At 59.0% G+C, this 18,026-nt stretch carries 17 protein-coding genes; 10 read left to right on the top strand and 7 right to left on the bottom strand.

Annotated features, from left to right (window positions below):
* Position 1: 1 nt before the first annotated feature.
* The 4 genes from IB252_RS17035 to IB252_RS17020 are packed head-to-tail and all read left to right on the top strand — an operon-like array spanning position 2 to position 4,254.
* Positions 2-1,330 (top strand): glycosyltransferase family 2 protein, encoded by a 1,329-nt coding sequence (locus tag IB252_RS17035; protein WP_192409621.1) that lies wholly within the window; start codon positions 2-4, stop codon positions 1,328-1,330.
* Complete coding sequence (locus tag IB252_RS17030; protein ID WP_192409620.1) at positions 1,330-2,181, top strand: hypothetical protein; 852 nt, start codon at positions 1,330-1,332, stop codon at positions 2,179-2,181. Before IB252_RS17035 ends, IB252_RS17030 begins: the two co-directional genes overlap by 1 nt.
* Positions 2,182-2,187: 6 nt before the next feature.
* Positions 2,188-3,303, top strand: a complete 1,116-nt coding sequence (locus IB252_RS17025; protein WP_111448624.1) for an HlyD family secretion protein — start codon at positions 2,188-2,190, stop codon at positions 3,301-3,303.
* A gap of 3 nt (positions 3,304-3,306) precedes the next feature.
* Positions 3,307-4,254 carry an NAD-dependent epimerase/dehydratase family protein gene (locus IB252_RS17020; RefSeq protein WP_192409619.1) on the top strand — a complete coding sequence of 316 codons (948 nt, stop codon included), beginning with the start codon at positions 3,307-3,309 and terminating at the stop codon, positions 4,252-4,254.
* On the opposite strand, the gene IB252_RS17015 is transcribed toward IB252_RS17020, so the two are convergent.
* On the bottom strand, positions 4,226-4,486 hold the full coding sequence (locus IB252_RS17015) for a hypothetical protein (protein WP_046049286.1): 261 nt from the start codon (positions 4,484-4,486) through the stop codon (positions 4,226-4,228). The two genes, IB252_RS17020 and IB252_RS17015, sit on opposite strands and share 29 nt — an antisense overlap.
* 365 nt (positions 4,487-4,851) lie before the next feature.
* Here IB252_RS17015 and IB252_RS17010 point away from each other — a divergent pair, with 365 nt between their 5' ends.
* Together IB252_RS17010 and IB252_RS17005 are read left to right on the top strand one after the other, a co-directional pair.
* Entirely contained in the window at positions 4,852-5,919 is a 1,068-nt protein-coding gene (locus IB252_RS17010) for a hypothetical protein (protein WP_192409618.1), read from the top strand.
* Between the two features lie 16 nt (positions 5,920-5,935).
* Positions 5,936-6,289 (top strand): DUF1428 domain-containing protein, encoded by a 354-nt coding sequence (locus tag IB252_RS17005; protein ID WP_111448619.1) that lies wholly within the window; start codon positions 5,936-5,938, stop codon positions 6,287-6,289.
* A gap of 14 nt (positions 6,290-6,303) precedes the next feature.
* On the opposite strand, the gene IB252_RS17000 is transcribed toward IB252_RS17005, so the two are convergent.
* Positions 6,304-6,498 (bottom strand): hypothetical protein, encoded by a 195-nt coding sequence (locus tag IB252_RS17000; RefSeq protein WP_008151815.1) that lies wholly within the window; start codon positions 6,496-6,498, stop codon positions 6,304-6,306.
* A gap of 59 nt (positions 6,499-6,557) precedes the next feature.
* On the opposite strand from IB252_RS17000, the gene thpR reads away from it, so the two are divergent.
* Positions 6,558-7,097 (top strand): RNA 2',3'-cyclic phosphodiesterase, encoded by a 540-nt coding sequence (thpR, locus tag IB252_RS16995; protein ID WP_192409617.1) that lies wholly within the window; start codon positions 6,558-6,560, stop codon positions 7,095-7,097.
* A 272-nt stretch (positions 7,098-7,369) separates the two neighbouring features.
* Here thpR and IB252_RS16990 read toward each other — a convergent pair whose 3' ends face one another.
* The 5 genes from IB252_RS16990 to IB252_RS16970 all read right to left on the bottom strand — a co-directional run bounded on the left by IB252_RS16990 (position 7,370) and on the right by IB252_RS16970 (position 12,890).
* On the bottom strand, positions 7,370-8,467 hold the full coding sequence (locus IB252_RS16990; protein WP_111448617.1) for a polyamine ABC transporter substrate-binding protein: 1,098 nt from the start codon (positions 8,465-8,467) through the stop codon (positions 7,370-7,372).
* A 311-nt stretch (positions 8,468-8,778) separates the two neighbouring features.
* Complete coding sequence (locus tag IB252_RS16985) at positions 8,779-9,663, bottom strand: ABC transporter permease subunit (RefSeq protein WP_111448616.1); 885 nt, start codon at positions 9,661-9,663, stop codon at positions 8,779-8,781.
* Entirely contained in the window at positions 9,660-10,541 is an 882-nt protein-coding gene (locus IB252_RS16980; RefSeq protein ID WP_161990859.1) for an ABC transporter permease subunit, read from the bottom strand. The genes IB252_RS16985 and IB252_RS16980 overlap by 4 nt, the downstream gene beginning before the upstream one ends.
* A 29-nt stretch (positions 10,542-10,570) precedes the next feature.
* Entirely contained in the window at positions 10,571-11,713 is a 1,143-nt protein-coding gene (gene potA / locus IB252_RS16975; protein ID WP_192409616.1) for a polyamine ABC transporter ATP-binding protein, read from the bottom strand.
* 415 nt (positions 11,714-12,128) lie between these two features.
* A complete protein-coding gene (locus tag IB252_RS16970; RefSeq protein ID WP_192409615.1) occupies positions 12,129-12,890 on the bottom strand; it encodes a gamma-glutamyl-gamma-aminobutyrate hydrolase family protein in 762 nt (253 codons plus the stop codon).
* A gap of 280 nt (positions 12,891-13,170) precedes the next feature.
* On the opposite strand from IB252_RS16970, the gene IB252_RS16965 reads away from it, so the two are divergent.
* The 3 genes from IB252_RS16965 (at position 13,171) to IB252_RS16955 (ending at position 17,632) form a co-directional block, all read left to right on the top strand.
* Positions 13,171-14,547: a glutamine synthetase family protein gene (locus tag IB252_RS16965; RefSeq protein ID WP_111448612.1), complete on the top strand. Its 1,377-nt coding sequence runs from the start codon at positions 13,171-13,173 to the stop codon at positions 14,545-14,547.
* 251 nt (positions 14,548-14,798) lie between these two features.
* Positions 14,799-16,289, top strand: coding sequence for an aldehyde dehydrogenase (locus IB252_RS16960; RefSeq protein ID WP_192409614.1), 1,491 nt, complete (start codon positions 14,799-14,801; stop codon positions 16,287-16,289).
* Between the two features lie 56 nt (positions 16,290-16,345).
* Positions 16,346-17,632, top strand: coding sequence for an NAD(P)/FAD-dependent oxidoreductase (locus IB252_RS16955; protein WP_192409613.1), 1,287 nt, complete (start codon positions 16,346-16,348; stop codon positions 17,630-17,632).
* Positions 17,633-18,026: the final 394 nt, after the last annotated feature.

Genomic DNA, 18,026 nt, shown 5'->3' with positions numbered 1-18,026 from the left:
CATGAGCCTTTTTCTGGAGCAACTCCTCAGCGTACTCGGCGGGCTCATGGGGCCGGATGGTTTGAGCCGGGTGTTTTTCATGCTTTTCCCTTTGTTTCTGATCTTTGAATTGCCCCTGATGATCATGGTGATGCTGGGGGTATTGCGCTGGTTCGCACGTCGGCGTTCCCGTGTCCCGAAGATCAGTGTCTATCGGCCCAAGGTCTCTTGCATCATTACCTGCTACAGCGAAGGAATGGACGTTCAGACCACGCTGTTAAGCCTGTGCGAGCAGACGTACCCCGGCCACATCGAGATGATTCCGGTGGTGGACGGGGCCACGGTGAACCAGCCGACGCTCAGCGCCGTTCGCAAGTTCAACGTGGACCCGAAGTTGTACCCCAGACGCCATTTGCGTCCGATCGCCAAATGGCAGAGGGGCGGGCGGGTGTCGTCATTGAACGCCGGCCTGTCGCTTGCCAGCGGTGAAATCGTGATGGCACTCGATGGAGATACGTCCTTCGACAACAACATGGTCAGCTCCATCGTGCGCCATTTCGAGGACCCGACGGTGCCTGCGGTCGCCGGTAGCCTGCGAGTGCGCAATGTCTGGGCTTCGTGGGTGACCGCGATGCAGGCGCTGGAATACCTGTTGTCCATCCATATGTCGAAAATCGGTCTGGCCGAATGGAACCTGGTCAATAACGTCTCGGGGGCTTTCGGGGCATTCCGCCGCAGCTTCCTGGTGAAAATCGGTGGCTGGAACACGCATACCGCGGAGGATCTGGACCTGACGTTGCGCATCAAGAGTTACTTCAAGCGACACGACTTGAGGATTCCCTTCGAGCCGGAAGCGATTGGACACACCGACGCACCGTCGACCCTCAGTCAGTTTCTGATGCAGCGCTTGCGCTGGGATGGCGACCTGTTTTTTCTGTACATCCGCAAGCACCACCACAACATCAACCCCCGTTTGTTGGGCTGGCCGAGCTTTCTGATGATCCTGCTCAGCGGCTTCTTTTTTCAGCTGGTGCTGCCGTTTCTCATCTTCAGCTACACCTTGCTGGCACTATTTGTTTTGCCGGGCAAGACGCTGTTGTTTCTGTTCGTACTGATTTATTCGTTGTACCTGATGATCACCGCGATGTTGTTCGCCGCCATGTTGTTGATGGTGTCCGACCGACCTGCAAAGGACAGTGTCCTGGGATTGTTGGTGCCTTTCTTCCCACTGTTCATGCTTCTCCTGCGGTGCTGGAGCGCAGTGGCCATGCTCAACGAGATCTTTCGCCGGGGCCACGAAGAAAGCTCTATGGCGCCGTGGTGGGTGCTTAAACGAGCCACGAGGTTTTGATGATGCGATCGATACTTCTGCTGCTGACGCTGTCGTTGCCCCCGATGATACTGGCCGCACAACCCTTGCCGGCTCAGGCAGCGGTGGTGCCGTCGAGCCAATGGTCCCAGGCCAGTTATGTCTGGGACAGCGAAGCGTTGCTCGATCCCGATCAACGCAAGGCGGAACTTGAGCAATTGCGTAAGGCCGGGATGGACAAGATCTACCTTGGCCTCAAGTCCTCCCAGTTGAAAGACCTTGCCACCACGCGCCAACGGCTGGCGCAATTGCTACAGGACGCGGCCGGCAAGGGGGTGCAAGTCAGCCTGTTGCTCGGTGATCCGGCCTGGATGGAGCCGCAGGACCGTCATCAGCTCACTGACTTACTGGCGAAGCTGAAGGGGCTTTCATTCACCAGCCTGCACCTGGACCTGGAACTCGAACAACTGGGTGTGCCAGTCCCGGATCAGCGCTTGAAGGATTTGCTCGATACCTTGCACGCAGCCTCCGCCGCCAGCCCATGGCCGGTAGAAATCTCCAGCCATCATCGTTGGTTTGCAGAGGCAAAACCGGGGAAAACCTGCCTGCCGTGCGCGCTTCCCGAGGCGGGCGTGCGTCAGGTCAGCCTCATGATCTACACCCGTAATCCGAAAAACAGCGCACGCATGGCAGAGCAGATCGCCCAACGTTGGCCTGATCTGCAATTTCGCCTGGCGCAAAGCACAGAGCCGCAACTGGATGCCACTGAATCCTGGGCCGGCGCGTCGACTGAGCAGTTGCAGCACCAGACCCGTGTCTGGCGCGAACAGCTGCAACCACGGGGGATTGCCGGTATTGACTGGCAAGCCTGGCGAGACTTTCCAAAACGGTGAGCCGTCATGAAGATTCGATTCGATAGTCGCAAAGAACTGAACCCCACCCAGGAACAGGGGTTGACTGTGCTCTACGCGCCGGGCAAACGCATGGCGTTTCGCGCGCGTTGGTATCTGATCCTGTTCCTGGTCGCGAGCCCCTTGATCTGGCTGGGAGCGAAGCTGACGTATGGCCTGGTGATGATCGACGCGCCGGCGCAATTGCGCCTGCCGATTCTTGAGGTCCGCGCACGGGATGCCGGTCGGGTCGATCAGCTGTTCGTCATGGCCGGGGAGCAGGTCCAGATCGATCAGCCGTTGGTCAGTCTCGACAATCCCGAATGGCGTGCGCGGCTCTCGCAGCTTGCCGCAATGCCGAAGAAATCAGTGCCCGTCACCAACGCCAAACTGGACACGAGGGAGCGTCAGTTGCTCAGGACCCGAGTGAGCAGGACGGAGGAGCGCGTGCAGGTGCTTGAAGGCCTCGTTGAATCAGGCGCCGTGTCTCGTGGAGAAGTGCTGGCCGCCCAGTCCGAACTTGACGCATTTAAAGCGGACCTGTTGGCGTTCGAGCGCCGCGATCAACTGGCTCATCAGTCGCCATTGAGCGTGGAGCGCGAAATCATTCAACAGACCGCCGAGCAACAATGGTTGAAAACGCGCCTCGCCGCGTTGTCGATCAAGGCTGCGCAGAGCGGTCGCATTGCGGAGGTGTTGGTCACGCCCGGCGAGAACGTCGGTGCGGGTACGTTGTTGATGCGCCTTGAGCGGCTGGAAGAGCCTCTGCTGTGGATTTATCTGGAACCGCTGAATATCAGCTACGCCGCGATTGGCCAGCCGCTGCGCGTTCGCATGCCCGATGGCGAGTGGTTGCCGGCCCATGTTGTCCAGGCCGTCGACAGCGCCGGTCGTACGCCGACGGTGTTGCGTGGGCCGTTTGCTGCCAGCGAGATGGGCTTGCAGGTCGCCGCCCGGTTTGATCGCCCCCTGTCGCCGCGCTGGAGAATCGATCAACTGCCGTTGAATGTTCGCTTTCCCACCGACTGGCAACGAATGCTCAGTGACAGCCGTGAACTGATTTCGCAATTAGGCGACTTCATTGCAATGGATAAAACACCCACCACTGCACCGGGGAGTAAATAAATCATGACTGCTGAACGAATTCTTGTGACGGGCGGTGCCGGTTTCATCGGTTCGCACTTGGTCGAAGCACTGCTGGAAAGCGGTTATAGCGTTCGGGTTCTGGACGACCTTTCCAGTGGAAAATTGTCGAACTTACCGATTGATCGCTGCCATTTAACCCTGGTGGTGGGGGATGTTGCCGACGCGCCGACGGTGGAGCGGGCGATGAAAGACTGTAGCGCGGTGGTGCATCTGGCGGCGGTGGCCTCGGTGCAGGCGTCGGTCGATGACCCGGTCGCCACTCACCAAAGCAATTTCGTCGGCACGCTGAATATCTGCGAAGCCATGCGCGAGGCAGGCATAAGACGAGTGGTTTACGCGTCCAGTGCGGCGATCTATGGCAACAATGGCGAGGGCATGGCGATTACCGAGGACACGCCCAAGAATCCACTGACGCCGTATGCCGCCGACAAGCTGGCCAGTGAACATTTCCTCGATTTCTATCGGCGTCAGCATGGTCTTGAACCGGTCATTCTGCGGTTTTTCAATATTTACGGACCCCGTCAGGACCCTTCATCGCCTTACTCCGGTGTCATCAGCATTTTCAGCGAGAGGGCGCAAAAAAAACTCCCCATCACGGTTTACGGTGATGGGGAGCAAACAAGGGATTTTGTATACGTCAATGACCTCGTAAAGATCCTGGTACAGGCAGTCGGTGAGCCAGAGCCGATTAACGAGCCGGTCAATGTCGGGTTTAACCGATCCACCAGCGTTAACGAACTGGCGGCGACATTAAGCGAGCTTTTGGGGCGGTCCCTGACATTGAATTACAACGCGCCGCGTTCCGGTGATATCAAACATTCGCGAGCCGACAACAGTCGCCTGCTTGAGCGTTTTTCCTTGAACTCACCGACCTGTTTTACCGAGGGCCTGGGGCAGTTGCTCAGAAGTATTGATTCCGGGGGGCGGTAGCGGCGAGCTCAGTCGCCAGCAGGTGCTCTTCCAGCACATCGCTCAGGAACCGGAACTGATCATTGAGCCCGATCACTTCATTGTTGAAGTGATTGGCGGCGGACGGCATCAGTAATGCCTCGAAGTTTTTGTCGAACACCAGTTCGAACGTTTTGCGCGAAACGAATGACTGGGAATAGTAGTTGTTGCCAAACACCGCAAAGCTTACGGCCAGGGTCACGGAGTGAATCATGACGTGCGCTCCTCGGACAGGACGTACCAGGAAAAAATGCTCAGTGTCATGGCCGTCAGGGCCAGGCAGGTCAGGAGATGGATAATCATGATTCGCCCCTCCGATGCGGGGTTTTGCGTTGGGTTAAGGCTGATCCTACGCTGACGGTTTTTACGCGAAAGGCATTCGCGGCGATGGTGAATATCGACATAAGTGATGGTGGGACGATCGCTGACTGTTCTGGCCTCTTCGCGAGCAGGCTCGCGAAGGCGGTCTGAAAGAACACCCTCAACCCCAAGCGAACAAACACCGCCACCTATACTCAAATTAATAGACCTTTGAACCACCGGACATCCCGTTCGGGCAAGTCTGTAGGAACCGCGATCTTGAACGTGCGTTCGCTGATCGTCGCCGTGTTGGTGGTGTTGGCGGGATGCGTCACGACTGCGCGTGCCCCGGTGGAAGTGGTGCCGGTGGTTGTTCCCCAAAGCACCTGGCAGATGGTCGACCAAGAGATTGTCGCGGCGTCGCAATCGGCCACCGAGCAGACCAAAATCTACGCGCGCGGTGCCATGGATTACTGGCGAACGCGCGTCTATCAACTGACCGAAGAGAACTTCATTCCCTGGTTCAGCAGTTACTGGACCCAGGAATGGCTGTCGATGAAGGTCAGCTGGTACACCATCAGCGCCAAGGGCGAGCAGGATGCCTCGGCCAAGCGCCTGGCAGCCTATCTGCTGGAGCAATACCAACAGCGTGTGCTGGCGCCGGTCGCGGTGGAAATCGATCCCGATGCGATACTCGGCCAGGCAACGGCGTTCTACGTCGACATCCTTCAGGAAGAACTGCAGAAAATCTCCCAGCGCCACGGCGTGCCGATGGCTCAGCTCAATGGCCGCATCCAGAAAATCCCCGCCATCGCCCTCGGGCCACCGCCCGCCCGGGACGCTTCGCTGTATCAAGTGGTGCACACCCAACCACTGAATACGCTGCCGGCCTATGCGGCGCTGATCGAGAAAATCCACAAGGCCGGCGGTGACAAGGGGGTGGCTTCGACAGACACCGCCATGGCGCCGGTGGCCAAGCGCGCCAGCAAGCGGATGGAAGCCGAAATGGCCCCGCGAGGGGCGGCCAGTGCAGTGGCCGCGGCGGCTGGGAAACTGGCTGGAGGACTGATTACCGTGGGGGTAGCAGGAATTCGCGCCTTGATCCAGGCCAGTGACCGACCTGACAGCGAAGCTCTGATTCGCAGCAGTCTGGGTAACACGTTCGACAAAGCCTGGCTGAAGCTGGTGCAAAACCCGACCACCGGCGTGATGGCTGGCACGTTTTACATGGCGGCGCAGATCGAGGGCAATCTGGCGGGGAGCGCCGAAGTACCGTCGGTCAGTTCGGGCGGTGGATCTGTCGATTGGGCACCGACGGAATCGACTAACCAGCAGATCGCCCCATAACCCAAGGAGAACGACCATGTCCTACGTTGATGGCTTCATCGCAGCCGTACCCACCGCCAACCGCGAAAAATTCAAGAAGCACGCCGAAACCGCCGCAGTCATTTTCAAGGAAAGCGGCGCCCTCAGCGTCGCCGAATGCTGGGGCGACGACGTCCCTGACGGCAAAGTGACCTCGTTTCCGATGGCAGTAAAACTCAAGGAAGACGAAACCGTGGTGTTTTCCTGGATCATCTGGCCGGACAAGACCACCCGCGATGCAGGCATGGCAAAACTCATGAACGATCCGCGCATGCAACCGGACGTCAACCCGATGCCATTCGATGGTCAGCGGTTGATCTTTGGCGGGTTCGAAATGATCGTCAAAGCCTGAAACCAACGACAGGATCACTCCGGCGTCGGGGTGGTCCTGCAACTCTTGCGATTACGAATCTCGCTGTCCGTCGGCCGCTCTTTGATGAACTCGAAGCGCGGCTCACCTTCGTTGTAATGAACCAGCCAGCCCCATTCCAGCTCGGACTCATCCTGACCGGGTTTCGGTGGCACGGCCCACCACGGTTCCTTGCTGATGATCTCGCGCATGGCCCCTCCAGTTGAATCGTTTGCATGAACTATAACTTGGATGTCAGGAGGTGCCAGCGATGAGCGACGAATCCCATGAGCCGTTAAAACGACTGTTTTTTGCCCTGAACTGCACACCCCAGCAACGTCGGGCCATCGCCCAATGGCGCAGCGCGCTTGAGCTCAGGAACGGACGCCCGGTGCCGGTGGAAAACTTTCACCTGACGTTGAAGTTTTTGGGGGCTGTCGAAGTGGCGAAAATCGCCGATATCTGCACGGCCGCTGCCAACATTCGAACGCCGGGCGTGCCTTTGAGGGTGGCGCTTGATCGGCTGGATGTCTGGCGCAGGGCAGGGGTGTTGGTACTCGCGTCGGAGCAGGCATCACCGCAGTTGCTGCGGCTGGTGTATGCGCTTGAGCAGGCAATGCTGCCGTTCGGGTTTGAGGATTCGCCGAAGGAGTTTCGCCCGCACCTGACGCTGATGCGTGATTACCGAGTGCCGGTGCCAGAGTCAGCGACGCCGCCCGAGTTCTATCTGCGGGCCGATCACTTCACCCTGTTCGAATCCCATAAGGGCCGCTACCGAGCGCTGGCCGAGTGGCCGCTCGTCCTCTCATAAAAAAAGGCGCCCGAGGAGGGCGCCCAAATTCACCTTAACCGAGGAAGCCAGGTGAGGCCGTTCTACAGACAGGAGTGCAGCGGTGGTAAGGCGCTACGTGAACGGAAAAGGTTAGAACTGATATCTATGTTGAATGTCATGGCCTCTTCGCGAGCAGGCTCGCTCCCACAAGGGATCAGCGTCGTTAACAAATCTGTGTTCCACCACGGACCACTGTGGGAGCGAGCCTGCTCGCGAAGGCAATTTCAGGTTCAACGGAAAATCCGAGTGAATTACTTACCGAGCTTCACCCGCGTCCACCCGCGAGTCATCACCCGCTGAGTACCAATCGGCATGTCCGGAATGGCATACAACGTCGCCATCACAGCCTGCGACGGATACGAACCCGGATCATCCCGAATCGCTTCATCCACCAACGGCGTGGCCGCCGCGTTGGCGTTGCTGTAGCCGATGTTGTTGGTGATCTCGGCGATGATGTCCGGGCGCATCAGGAAGTTCATGAACAGGTAAGCGTTTTCCACGTTCGCCGCGTCCCGGGGGATCGCGACCATGTCGTAGAAACTGCCCGCGCCTTCCTTGGGAATGCTGTAATCGACCTTCACCTTATCGCCCGCTTCCTGAGCGCGCGCCTTGGCTTGCAGCACATCACCGGAGTAACCGACCGCCACGCAGATGTTGCCGTTGGCCAGGTCGGAGATGTATTTCGACGAATGGAAGTACGCCACCGACGGCCGAATCTTCATGAACAGCGCTTCCGCTTCGGCGATCTGATCCTTGTTCTGCGAGTTCACCGGGTAACCCAGATAGTGCAGGGCGGCCGGGAGCATCTCGGTCGGCGAATCCAGGAAACTGATGCCGCACGCTTTCAGCTTCGCGGCGTTTTCCGGTTTGAACAGCAAGTCCCAGGAATTGGTCGGCGCGTTGCTGCCGAGCACTTCCTTGACCTTCTCCGGGTTGAAGCCAATGCCGATCGAGCCCCACATATACGGGAAGGCGTGGCCGTTATCGGGATCGCTGGCGGAAGCGTTTTTCAGCAGGACCGGATTGAGGTTTTTCCAGTTCGGCAGCTTCGACTTGTCCAGTTCCTGATAGACGCCGGCCTTGATCTGCTTGGCCAGGAAACTGTTGGACGGCACGACGATGTCGTAGCCGGATTTGCCGGCGAGCAGCCGTGCCTCAAGGGTTTCATTGCTGTCGAACACATCGTAGGTCACGCGGATCCCGGTCTCGTCTTCGAACTTCTTGACGGTGTCCGGGGCGATGTAATCCGACCAGTTATAGACGCGCAGTACCTTGTCATTGGCCTGGGCGCCGGTGGCCATCGCGCCCAATAAGGACAGTGTCAGCAGAGTCCTGCCAAACATTTTCATCGGTACAACTCCATTTCTTTTTTTATTCAAAATCACACAGCAAAAATGCAGTGAACACAAAACCTGTGCAGCGAACACAAAACCATTGCAGTGAACCCAAACCCTGTGGAGTGAACACAAAACCTGTGGCGAGGGGATTTATCCCCGTTGGGCTGCGAAGCAGCCCCAAAACCTGCAACCGCGGAGTATCAGGTACACCGCATTCACTGGTTTTTACGACTGCTGCGCAGCCGAACGGGGATAAATCCCCTCGCCACAGGGTTTGGGGTTACTCCACGGGTTTGTGCTCACTTAACCCATCAGCAATGGCACTAGGCCGTCGCTTCTACCATTTGCTTTTCAGGTTGCTGCCAGGATTCGCTGGCGGTCTGGTCCATCGCTTCCTGGATCGCACGTTTGCGGGTCGCTTCGGCGCGGCGGCTGAAGAACCAGACCATGAAGGTCACGATCGATACGGCGAGCAGAATCAGGCTGGCCACGGCGTTGATCTCAGGCTTCACGCCCAGACGCACCGCCGAGAACACTTCCATCGGCAGGGTCGTCGAACCCGGGCCGGACACGAAACTCGCCAGCACCAGGTCATCCAGGGACAAGGCAAACGACATCATGCCGCCGGCCGCCAGTGACGGCGCGATCATCGGAATGGTGATCAGGAAAAACACCTTGAACGGCTTCGCCCCGAGGTCCATGGCCGCTTCTTCGATGGACAGGTCCAGCTCACGCAAGCGCGCCGAAACCACCACCGCCACATACGCCGCACAGAACGTGGTGTGGGCGATCCAGATGGTGACGATGCCACGTTCCTGCGGCCAGCCAATCAACTGCGCCATCGCCACGAACAGCAGCAACAGCGACAGACCGGTGATCACTTCCGGCATCACCAGCGGCGCCGTCACCAAACCACCGAACAACGTGCGGCCCTTGAAGCGAGTGACGCGAGTCAGCACAAACGCCGCCAACGTCCCCAGCGCCACCGCGGCAATCGCGGTGTAGCAGGCGATTTCCAGTGAGCGCACCACCGAGCCCATCAGTTGCGAGTTATCGAGCAGGCCGGCGTACCACTTGAACGACCAGCCGCCCCATACGGTTACCAGCTTCGAGGCGTTGAACGAGTAGATCACCAGAATCAACATCGGCAGGTAGATAAACGACAGGCCGAAAATCAGCATGAACTTTGAAAATCCGAAGCGTTTCATCCCCGTGCCTCCATCTCTTTGGCCTGGCTGCGGTTGAACAGCAGAATCGGCACAATCAGGATCAACAGCATCACCACCGCCAGGGCAGACGCCACCGGCCAGTCGCGGTTATTGAAGAACTCTTGCCACAGCACGCGACCGATCATCAGGGTCTCCGGGCCACCCAACAGCTCCGGAATCACGAACTCACCGACCACCGGAATGAACACCAGCATGCAGCCGGCAATGATGCCGTTCTTGGCCAGCGGCACGGTGATTTTCCAGAAGTTGTTGAAGTTGCTCGAACCCAGGTCCGAAGCGGCTTCCAGCAGGCTTTGATCGTGCTTGACCAGGTTGGCGTAAAGCGGCAACACCATGAACGGCAGATACGCATACACCACGCCGATGTACACGGCGGTATTGGTGTTGAGGATCTCGATCGGGTGATCCGTCAGCCCGGTCCACATCAAAAACGCGTTGAGCAAACCGTTATTGCTGAGGATGCCCATCCACGCGTAAACGCGGATCAGGATCGCGGTCCAGGTCGGCATCATGATCAACAGCAGCAGAACGTTTTGCGTTTCCTTGCTCGCCTTGGTGATCGCATAGGCCATCGGGAAACCGATCACCAGGCACATCAGCGTGCTTAAAAACGCCACCTTCAACGAGCCGAAGTACGCCGAGATGTACAACTCATCCTGAGTCAGCAACGAGTAGTTGCCGAGGTTCAGCAACAGCTGAAATTTCTGCTCGGCGAAGGTGTAGATCTCCGAGTAAGGAGGAATGGCCAGGGCCGCTTCCGAGAAGCTGATCTTCATTACCAGGAAGAACGGCAACATGAAGAACAGGAACAGCCACAGGAAAGGAACCCCGATGACGAGCTTTCGACCACTCGGCATCAGCCGCATAAACTGCTGATTGAGTGTTTTCATGAGCGCAGTACCACGCCGCTGTCGTCTTCCCACCACACGTAGACCTTGTCGTCCCAGGTCGGACGGGCGCCACGGCGTTCGGCGTTGGCCATGAACGACTGCACGACCTTGCCGCCAGGCAATTCCACGTAAAACACCGAGTGGCCGCCGAGGTAGGCGATGTCATGCACCTTGCCGCTGGACCAGTTGTAGCGGGTATCCGGTTGGGTGGTGCTGACCAGCAGTTTTTCCGGGCGGATGGCGTAAGTGATCGACTTGTCCTGCACCGAGGTGCTGACGCCGTGACCGACGTAAATCTTCTGCTCCAGGTCCGGGCTGTGAATGATCGCGTGACCTTCCAAGTCCTCGACCACGGTGCCGTCGAAGGCGTTCACGTTGCCAATGAACTCGCAGACCATGCGGCTGACCGGCGCCTCATAAATGTCCACCGGGCTGCCGATCTGTGCGATCCAGCCCAGGTGCATGATGGCGATGCGTTGGGCCATGGTCATGGCCTCTTCCTGATCGTGAGTCACCATCACGCAGGTCACGCCGACGCGCTCGATGATCTCGACCAACTCCAGTTGCATCTGCGAACGCAGCTTCTTGTCCAGCGCGCCCATCGGTTCGTCGAGCAGCAACAGCTTCGGACGTTTGGCCAGGGAGCGAGCCAAGGCCACACGCTGACGCTGACCGCCGGACAACTGATGGGGTTTGCGCTTGGCGTATTGGGTCATGTGCACCAGTCGCAGCATCTCTTCAACGCGGGCGTCGATTTCGCTGGTGGACAGACGATCCTGCTTCAGCCCGAACGCAATGTTCTGCGCCACCGTCATGTGCGGGAACAGCGCGTAGGACTGGAACATCATGTTGATCGGCCGTTCGTACGGCGGCATGTCGGTGATGTCGACACCGTCGAGCAGAATCCGCCCTTCGGTCGGACGCTCGAAACCTGCGAGCATGCGCAGCAGGGTCGATTTGCCCGAACCGGAACCGCCGAGCAGGGCGAAGATTTCCCCTTGATGGATCTCAAGCGAGACATCGTCCACTGCGGTGGTTTCGTCGAATTTCTTGGTGACGCGGTCGATTTTCACCAGCACCTTTTTCGGTGACTGGTGACCTTCAAGAGCCTTCCTGTAGATGCTGGAGGCGTTTGCCATGTGAAACTCCCAACAGGTTTCAGTCGTCGGGCCAACGCGGCCTGACTTAATAGTTGATTGCAAGCCCAATCCGTACGACGCCAGTCAACTCAACGGTGATCCCCTGTGGGAGCGAACTGTGGCGAGGGGATTTAGCGAAACGTCGCACCGCCCCGTTGGGTGGCGCAGCCGCCCCAAAATCTTGGGCCTGCTTCGCAGTCCAGCGGGGATAAATCCCCTCGCCACAGCCCGCTCCCACAGGGGGGTTGCGTTTGGCTCACTGGCATCGCCCATGCTCGGGCTTATTCGGCGCCGCCGTCCTGGCTGCCTGGTGGTACTTGTTGTTATCGCGTTTGTTGGTGTCGTGAGGGACCGGCGCGCAAAGGCGCGCCCGCCTGACTCTCGGGGGCAGTAAATTGATTAATCGAGTGTTAAGTCAGCGCTTGTTACGTAGCGCCGCCCGTCGCCGGCATGCATCACCGAACGCCTGGAAAATACTCAAATAAGGAGGATTCGAAAGCACCTGCCATTCCGGGTGCCATTGCACACCGACGGCAAAAGTCGGGCTGTGTTCCACCGAAATCGCCTCGATCAAACCGTCCGGCGCGACGGCTTCCGCACGCAGGCCGGGCGCCAGTCGGTCGATGCCCTGGCTGTGAATCGAATTGACCTGGAACACCTGTGGCAAATCCAGCGCCTGGAACACACCGCCCGGTTGCACGTTGACCGCATGCGCCGGTGCGTATTGCACCGCCAGGTCCGGATGATTCGCTTCCCGGTGATCCAGCATGCCGGGGAGTTCGTGGACCTTCTGATGCAGGCTGCCGCCGAACGCCACGTTCATTTCCTGAAAGCCCCGGCAGATGCCGAGCACCGGAACGCCCGCCGCGATGGCTGCACGCAATAAGGGAAGGGTGGTGGCATCCCGTTGCGGATCGTGATCCGTGCCGGGGGCGCTGTCGGGGCCTTGATAGTGGAAGGGTTCCACATTCGAGGGCGAGCCGGTCAGCAGCAGACCGTCGAGCTGCGCGAGCAGGTCATCGATTTCGGTCAGGTCGCCTAAGGAAGGAATGATGACCGGCAGCCCCAAAGCCGCGATGCTGACAGCACGCAAGTACTTGTCGCCGCTGACATGGTAGGGGTGCAGGCCAATCTGTTTGACGCAGGCTGTAACGCCGATCAATGGCTTGAGTGCCATTTTTATCACCTCGAAGTTTCACACTTGAACGAGCTTTTCCGGAGCTTAGCCTTGTTGATTTTAATTAACAACTCTCATGTAAAAAATTCTAAACGCCGCACGTCCGATCTTCAGGGTTTACACGGTGCACAAGACTGATTTGGCACTCTCGTGCCCAAGAAAGGCCCGAAAATAAAGGTTGAGAGGCCAGGTGTTCGCTATTGACTTCACTTTGCCGTTCGGGTTGACTGGGCTCGCAACAAGGTAGTGAACATAATAATTAACAGCTAATAGGTGCATCATGTCGGTCCCTCTGCGTACCGTTCAACTCAACGAAGCAAACGCATTCCTTAAGAAATATCCTGAGGTTTTGTACGTCGACCTTCTGATTGCGGATATGAACGGTGTGGTGCGCGGCAAGCGCATCGAACGCACCAGTCTTCATAAGGTTTACGAAAAAGGCATCAACCTCCCGGCTTCACTGTTTGCTCTGGACATCAACGGTTCTACGGTGGAAAGCACCGGCCTGGGTCTGGACATCGGTGACTCAGACCGAATCTGCTTCCCCATCCCCGATACCCTCAGCATCGAGCCCTGGCAGAAGCGCCCGACCGCGCAACTGTTAATGACCATGCACGAACTCGAAGGCCAGCCGTTCTTCGCTGACCCTCGCGAAGTGCTGCGTCAGGTCGTGAGCAAGTTCGATGCAATGGGCCTGACCATTTGCGCCGCGTTCGAACTCGAGTTCTATCTGATCGACCAGGACAACGTGAACGGTCGTCCGCAATCGCCACGCTCGCCGGTTTCCGGCAAACGTCCGATGTCGACCCAGGTGTACTTGATCGACGACCTGGACGAATACGTCGATTGCCTGCAAGACATCCTCGAAGGCGCGAAAGAGCAGGGCATCCCTGCTGACGCCATCGTCAAGGAAAGCGCCCCGGCGCAGTTCGAAGTGAACCTGCACCACGTCAACGACCCTATAAAGGCTTGCGACTACGCGGTGTTGCTCAAGCGTCTGGTGAAGAACATCGCCTACGACCACGAGATGGACACCACCTTCATGGCCAAGCCGTATCCGGGCCAGGCGGGCAATGGTTTGCACGTACACATTTCGATTCTCGACAAAGAAGGCAACAACATCTTTGCCAGCGAGGATCCCGAGCAGAACGCCGCACTGCGTCACGCGATCGGCGGTGTGCTCGAGACCCTGCCGGCGCAGATGGCGTTCCTCTGCCCGAACGTCAACTCGTACCGTCGTTTCGGCGCGCAGTTCTACGTGCCGAACTCGCCGAGCTGGGGCATCGACAACCGTACCGTTGCAGTACGTGTGCCGACCGGTTCGCCGGACTCCGTGCGCATCGAACACCGCGTAGCGGGCGCCGATGCCAACCCTTACTTGTTGATGGCGTCGGTCCTGGCCGGTATTCACCACGGCCTGACCAACGAAATCGAGCCGGGCGCACCGGTTGAAGGCAACAGCTACGAGCAGAACGAGCAGAGCCTGCCGAACAACCTGCGCGATGCACTGCGCGAGCTGGACGACAGCGAAGTCATGTCGCGCTACATCGACCCGATGTACATCGACGTGTTCGTGGCGTGCAAGGAAAGCGAGCTGGCCGAGTTTGAGAATTCCATCTCGGACCTTGAGTACAACTGGTATCTGCATACGGTTTGAGTCTGCGAAGGCCCTCACCCTAACCCTCTCCCAAGGGGAGAGGGGACTGACCGGGGGATGCTCGGGAACTCCTGCGACCTGATGCTTTTGTATCGAATCCATAATCGACTGGATCGATCAGGTCGCTGAATGTCCTTGGACAACTCGGTCAGTCCCCTCTCCCTCCGGGAGAGGGCTAGGGTGAGGGCTGGATCCCAAGCCGAACACATCAGCCAGACAACCACCCAATTTCCCCGCGTCGAGTCACAACCATGACAAACACTCGCAGCGACTGGGAGCAACGCTTCCAGTCCCTAACACTCGAAGGCCGCGCATTCATCGACGGCCAATACTGCCCGGCACTCAGCGGCGACACCTTTGAATGCATGAGCCCGGTCGACGGTCGCTTCCTGGCGAACGTCGCCAGCACCGACGAAGCCGACGCCAATGCGGCAGTCGCCGTCGCACGCCGCACCTTCGAATCCGGCATCTGGGCCAATCTCGCCCCGGCCGAACGCAAGCGCACACTGATCCGCTTCGCCGACCTGATCCTGGCCAACCAGGAAGAACTCGCCCTGCTCGAAACCCTCGACATGGGCAAACCGATCAACGACTCGATGAACATCGACATTCCAGCGACCGCCAACGCGATCCGCTGGAGCGCCGAAGCCATCGACAAGATCTACGACGAAGTCGCCGCCACACCCCACGATCAACTCGGCCTCATCACCCGCGAACCTGCGGGCGTGGTCGCCGCCATCGTGCCGTGGAACTTCCCGCTGATCATGGCCAGCTGGAAGTTCGCCCCAGCCCTCGCGGCGGGCAACTCGTTCATCCTCAAGCCTTCGGAAAAGTCGCCACTGACCGCCATCCGCATCGCCCAACTGGCGCTGGAAGCGGGCATCCCGAAAGGCGTGTTCAACGTCCTGCCGGGCTACGGTCACACCGTCGGTAAGGCGCTGGCGTTGCACATGGACGTCGACGTGCTGGCCTTCACCGGCTCGACCGCGATTGCCAAGCAACTGCTGATCTATTCCGGCCAAAGCAACATGAAACGCGTCTGGCTCGAGGCAGGGGGGAAGAGCCCGAACGTGGTGTTCGCCGACGCGCCGGATTTGCGCGCGGCAGCACAAGCGGCAGCCGGTGCGATTGCCTTCAACCAGGGCGAAGTCTGCACCGCCGGTTCGCGCTTGCTGGTGGAGCGTTCGATTCGCGAGCAGTTCATTCCGCTGCTGGTGGAAGCGCTGCAAGCCTGGAAACCGGGGCACGCTCTCGATCCGGAAACCACCGTCGGCGCGGTCGTCGATCAGCGCCAACTGGACAACGTGCTGCGCTACATCCAGGTCGGCAAAGACCAGGGCGCGCAACTGATCGCCGGCGGCAGCCGCACCCTCGAAGCCACCGGTGGCCTGTACGTGGAACCGGCGATCTTCGACGGCGTGACCAACGCCATGACCATCGCCCGAGAAGAAATCTTCGGCCCGGTGCTGTCGCTGATCACCTTCGACACCGAGGAAGAAGCGCTGGCCATCGCCAACGACAGCATCTTCGGCCTGGCCGCAGGCGTCTGGACCAGCAACCTCAGCAAGGCTCACACCTTCGCGCGCGGCTTGCGCGCCGGCAGCGTCTGGGTCAACCAGTACGACGGCGGCGACATGACCGCGCCGTTCGGCGGGTACAAGCAGTCGGGTAACGGTCGGGACAAATCGCTGCACGCGTTCGACAAATACACCGAACTCAAAGCGACCTGGATCAAGCTCTAACACCTATAAAAAAAGCGACGGTCGCCGGCAGGTGCCAGCGGCCATCGGAGAAACCTATGAAACAAACAACACATGTAAACAGCTATTACGCCGCCACCCGTAACTTCACCGGAGATTTTCCGGTGCTTGAAGAACGGGTGGAATGCGACGTCTGCGTGATCGGCGCCGGCTACACCGGTTTGTCCTCGGCCCTGTTCCTCGCTGAAGCCGGCTACAGCGTGACCGTGCTCGAAGCCGCCAAAGTCGGTTTCGGCGCCAGCGGTCGCAACGGCGGCCAACTGGTCAACTCCTACAGCCGCGACGTCGATGTCATCGAAGAACGCTACGGCGACAAAACCGCCGAAGTCCTCGGCAGCATGATATTCGAAGGCGCCGACATCATCCGTCAGCGCATCCAGCACTACGACATCCAGTGCGACTACAAGCCGGGCGGCATCTTCGCCGCGCTCAACAAAAAGCAGCTCAAAGGCCTGGCCGAGCAGAAAAGCAGCTGGGAACGCTACGGCAACAAAAACCTGAAAATGCTCGACGCGGCTGACATCAAGCGCGAAGTGGGTTGCGACAACTACGTCGGCGGCCTGCTCGACATGCAGGGCGGCCACATCCACCCGCTGAACCTGGCCCTCGGCGAAGCTTCGGCCATCATCGGCCTGGGCGGCAAAATCTACGAACAATCGGCCGCAGTGGAAATCACCTACGGCGAACCGATCACCGTACGCACCGCCAAAGGCGTGGTCCGCGCCAAATACCTGCTGATCGCCGGCAACGCCTACCTGCCGCAAGACCTCGACAACCGCGTCACGCGCAAAAGCATGCCGTGCGGCTCGCAAATCGTCGTCACCGAACCGTTGTCCGAAAAGGTTGCGCGCAGCCTGATCAAAAACAACTACTGCGTCGAAGACTGCAACTACCTGCTCGACTACTACCGCCTCACCGCCGACAACCGCTTGCTGTACGGCGGCGGCGTGGTCTACGGCGCCCGTGAACCGGACGACATCGAGCAACTGATCAAGCCGAAAATCCTCAAGACCTTCCCGCAACTGAAGGACGTGAAGATCGACTACCGCTGGACCGGCAACTTCCTGCTGACCATGTCCCGCATGCCGCAATTCGGCCGCATCGAGAAAAACGCCTACTACATGCAAGGCTACAGCGGCCACGGCGTCACCTGCTCGCACCTGGCCGGCAAACTGATCTCGGAAATGATCCGCGGCGACGCCGAACGCTTCGATGCCTTCGCCTCGCTCCCGCACATGCCCATGATCGGCGGCCGCACCTTCCAGGCCCCACTCACCGCCATGGGCGCCGCGTACTACGCCCTGCGTGACCGTTTCGGCATCTAGTGGTCAACACAATCCCTGTGGGAGCGGGCTTGCTCGCGAAAGGGCCCTGTCAGCCGCCATTGAAATGGCTGACACACCGTTTTCGCCAGCAAGCTCACTCCCACAGCAGATCGATGATGGGCACAAACCTATGATCGCCCACGCCAAAACTGTGGGAGTGAGCCTGCTCGCGATGACGGCGGCACAGTCAACATTGATATCGAGTGACACACCGCCATCGCGAGCAAGCTCGGCTCCTACTGAGATGTGTGGCATACACAAAATCCGTTATCAACCAAAACCAAACTGTGGGAGCGGGCTTGCTCGCGAAGAGGCCCTACCAGCCACCATCAATCCCAACTGACACACAGCAATCACATCCACAGTCTGCACAGCCAAACCACCCAACCCCAGG

Origin of the sequence: Pseudomonas sp. PDM10, from assembly GCF_014852295.1 — a bacterium.
GTDB lineage: Bacteria > Pseudomonadota > Gammaproteobacteria > Pseudomonadales > Pseudomonadaceae > Aquipseudomonas.
The sequence above is the reverse complement of the archived record's forward strand: the minus strand, read 5'-3'. Positions and strand labels throughout refer to the sequence as shown.

Excerpts from the sequence above, each read along its gene's own strand:
- IB252_RS16980 (WP_161990859.1), bottom strand. The coding sequence starts at position 10,541 with ATGCCGAGTGGTCGAAAGCTCGTCATCGGGGTTCCTTTCCTGTGGCTG.
- IB252_RS16965 (WP_111448612.1), top strand. The coding sequence starts at position 13,171 with ATGTCGGTCCCTCTGCGTACCGTTCAACTCAACGAAGCAAACGCATTC.
- IB252_RS17000 (WP_008151815.1), bottom strand. The coding sequence starts at position 6,498 with ATGCGCGAGATCATCAGCAAGGAACCGTGGTGGGCCGTGCCACCGAAA.
- IB252_RS16955 (WP_192409613.1), top strand. The coding sequence starts at position 16,346 with ATGAAACAAACAACACATGTAAACAGCTATTACGCCGCCACCCGTAAC.
- IB252_RS17035 (WP_192409621.1), top strand. The coding sequence starts at position 2 with ATGAGCCTTTTTCTGGAGCAACTCCTCAGCGTACTCGGCGGGCTCATG.
- IB252_RS17005 (WP_111448619.1), top strand. The coding sequence starts at position 5,936 with ATGTCCTACGTTGATGGCTTCATCGCAGCCGTACCCACCGCCAACCGC.
- IB252_RS17020 (WP_192409619.1), top strand. The coding sequence starts at position 3,307 with ATGACTGCTGAACGAATTCTTGTGACGGGCGGTGCCGGTTTCATCGGT.
- IB252_RS17030 (WP_192409620.1), top strand. The coding sequence starts at position 1,330 with ATGATGCGATCGATACTTCTGCTGCTGACGCTGTCGTTGCCCCCGATG.
- potA (WP_192409616.1), bottom strand. The coding sequence starts at position 11,713 with ATGGCAAACGCCTCCAGCATCTACAGGAAGGCTCTTGAAGGTCACCAG.
- IB252_RS16985 (WP_111448616.1), bottom strand. The coding sequence starts at position 9,663 with ATGAAACGCTTCGGATTTTCAAAGTTCATGCTGATTTTCGGCCTGTCG.
- IB252_RS16960 (WP_192409614.1), top strand. The coding sequence starts at position 14,799 with ATGACAAACACTCGCAGCGACTGGGAGCAACGCTTCCAGTCCCTAACA.
- thpR (WP_192409617.1), top strand. The coding sequence starts at position 6,558 with ATGAGCGACGAATCCCATGAGCCGTTAAAACGACTGTTTTTTGCCCTG.
- IB252_RS17015 (WP_046049286.1), bottom strand. The coding sequence starts at position 4,486 with ATGATTCACTCCGTGACCCTGGCCGTAAGCTTTGCGGTGTTTGGCAAC.
- IB252_RS17025 (WP_111448624.1), top strand. The coding sequence starts at position 2,188 with ATGAAGATTCGATTCGATAGTCGCAAAGAACTGAACCCCACCCAGGAA.
- IB252_RS16970 (WP_192409615.1), bottom strand. The coding sequence starts at position 12,890 with ATGGCACTCAAGCCATTGATCGGCGTTACAGCCTGCGTCAAACAGATT.
- IB252_RS16990 (WP_111448617.1), bottom strand. The coding sequence starts at position 8,467 with ATGAAAATGTTTGGCAGGACTCTGCTGACACTGTCCTTATTGGGCGCG.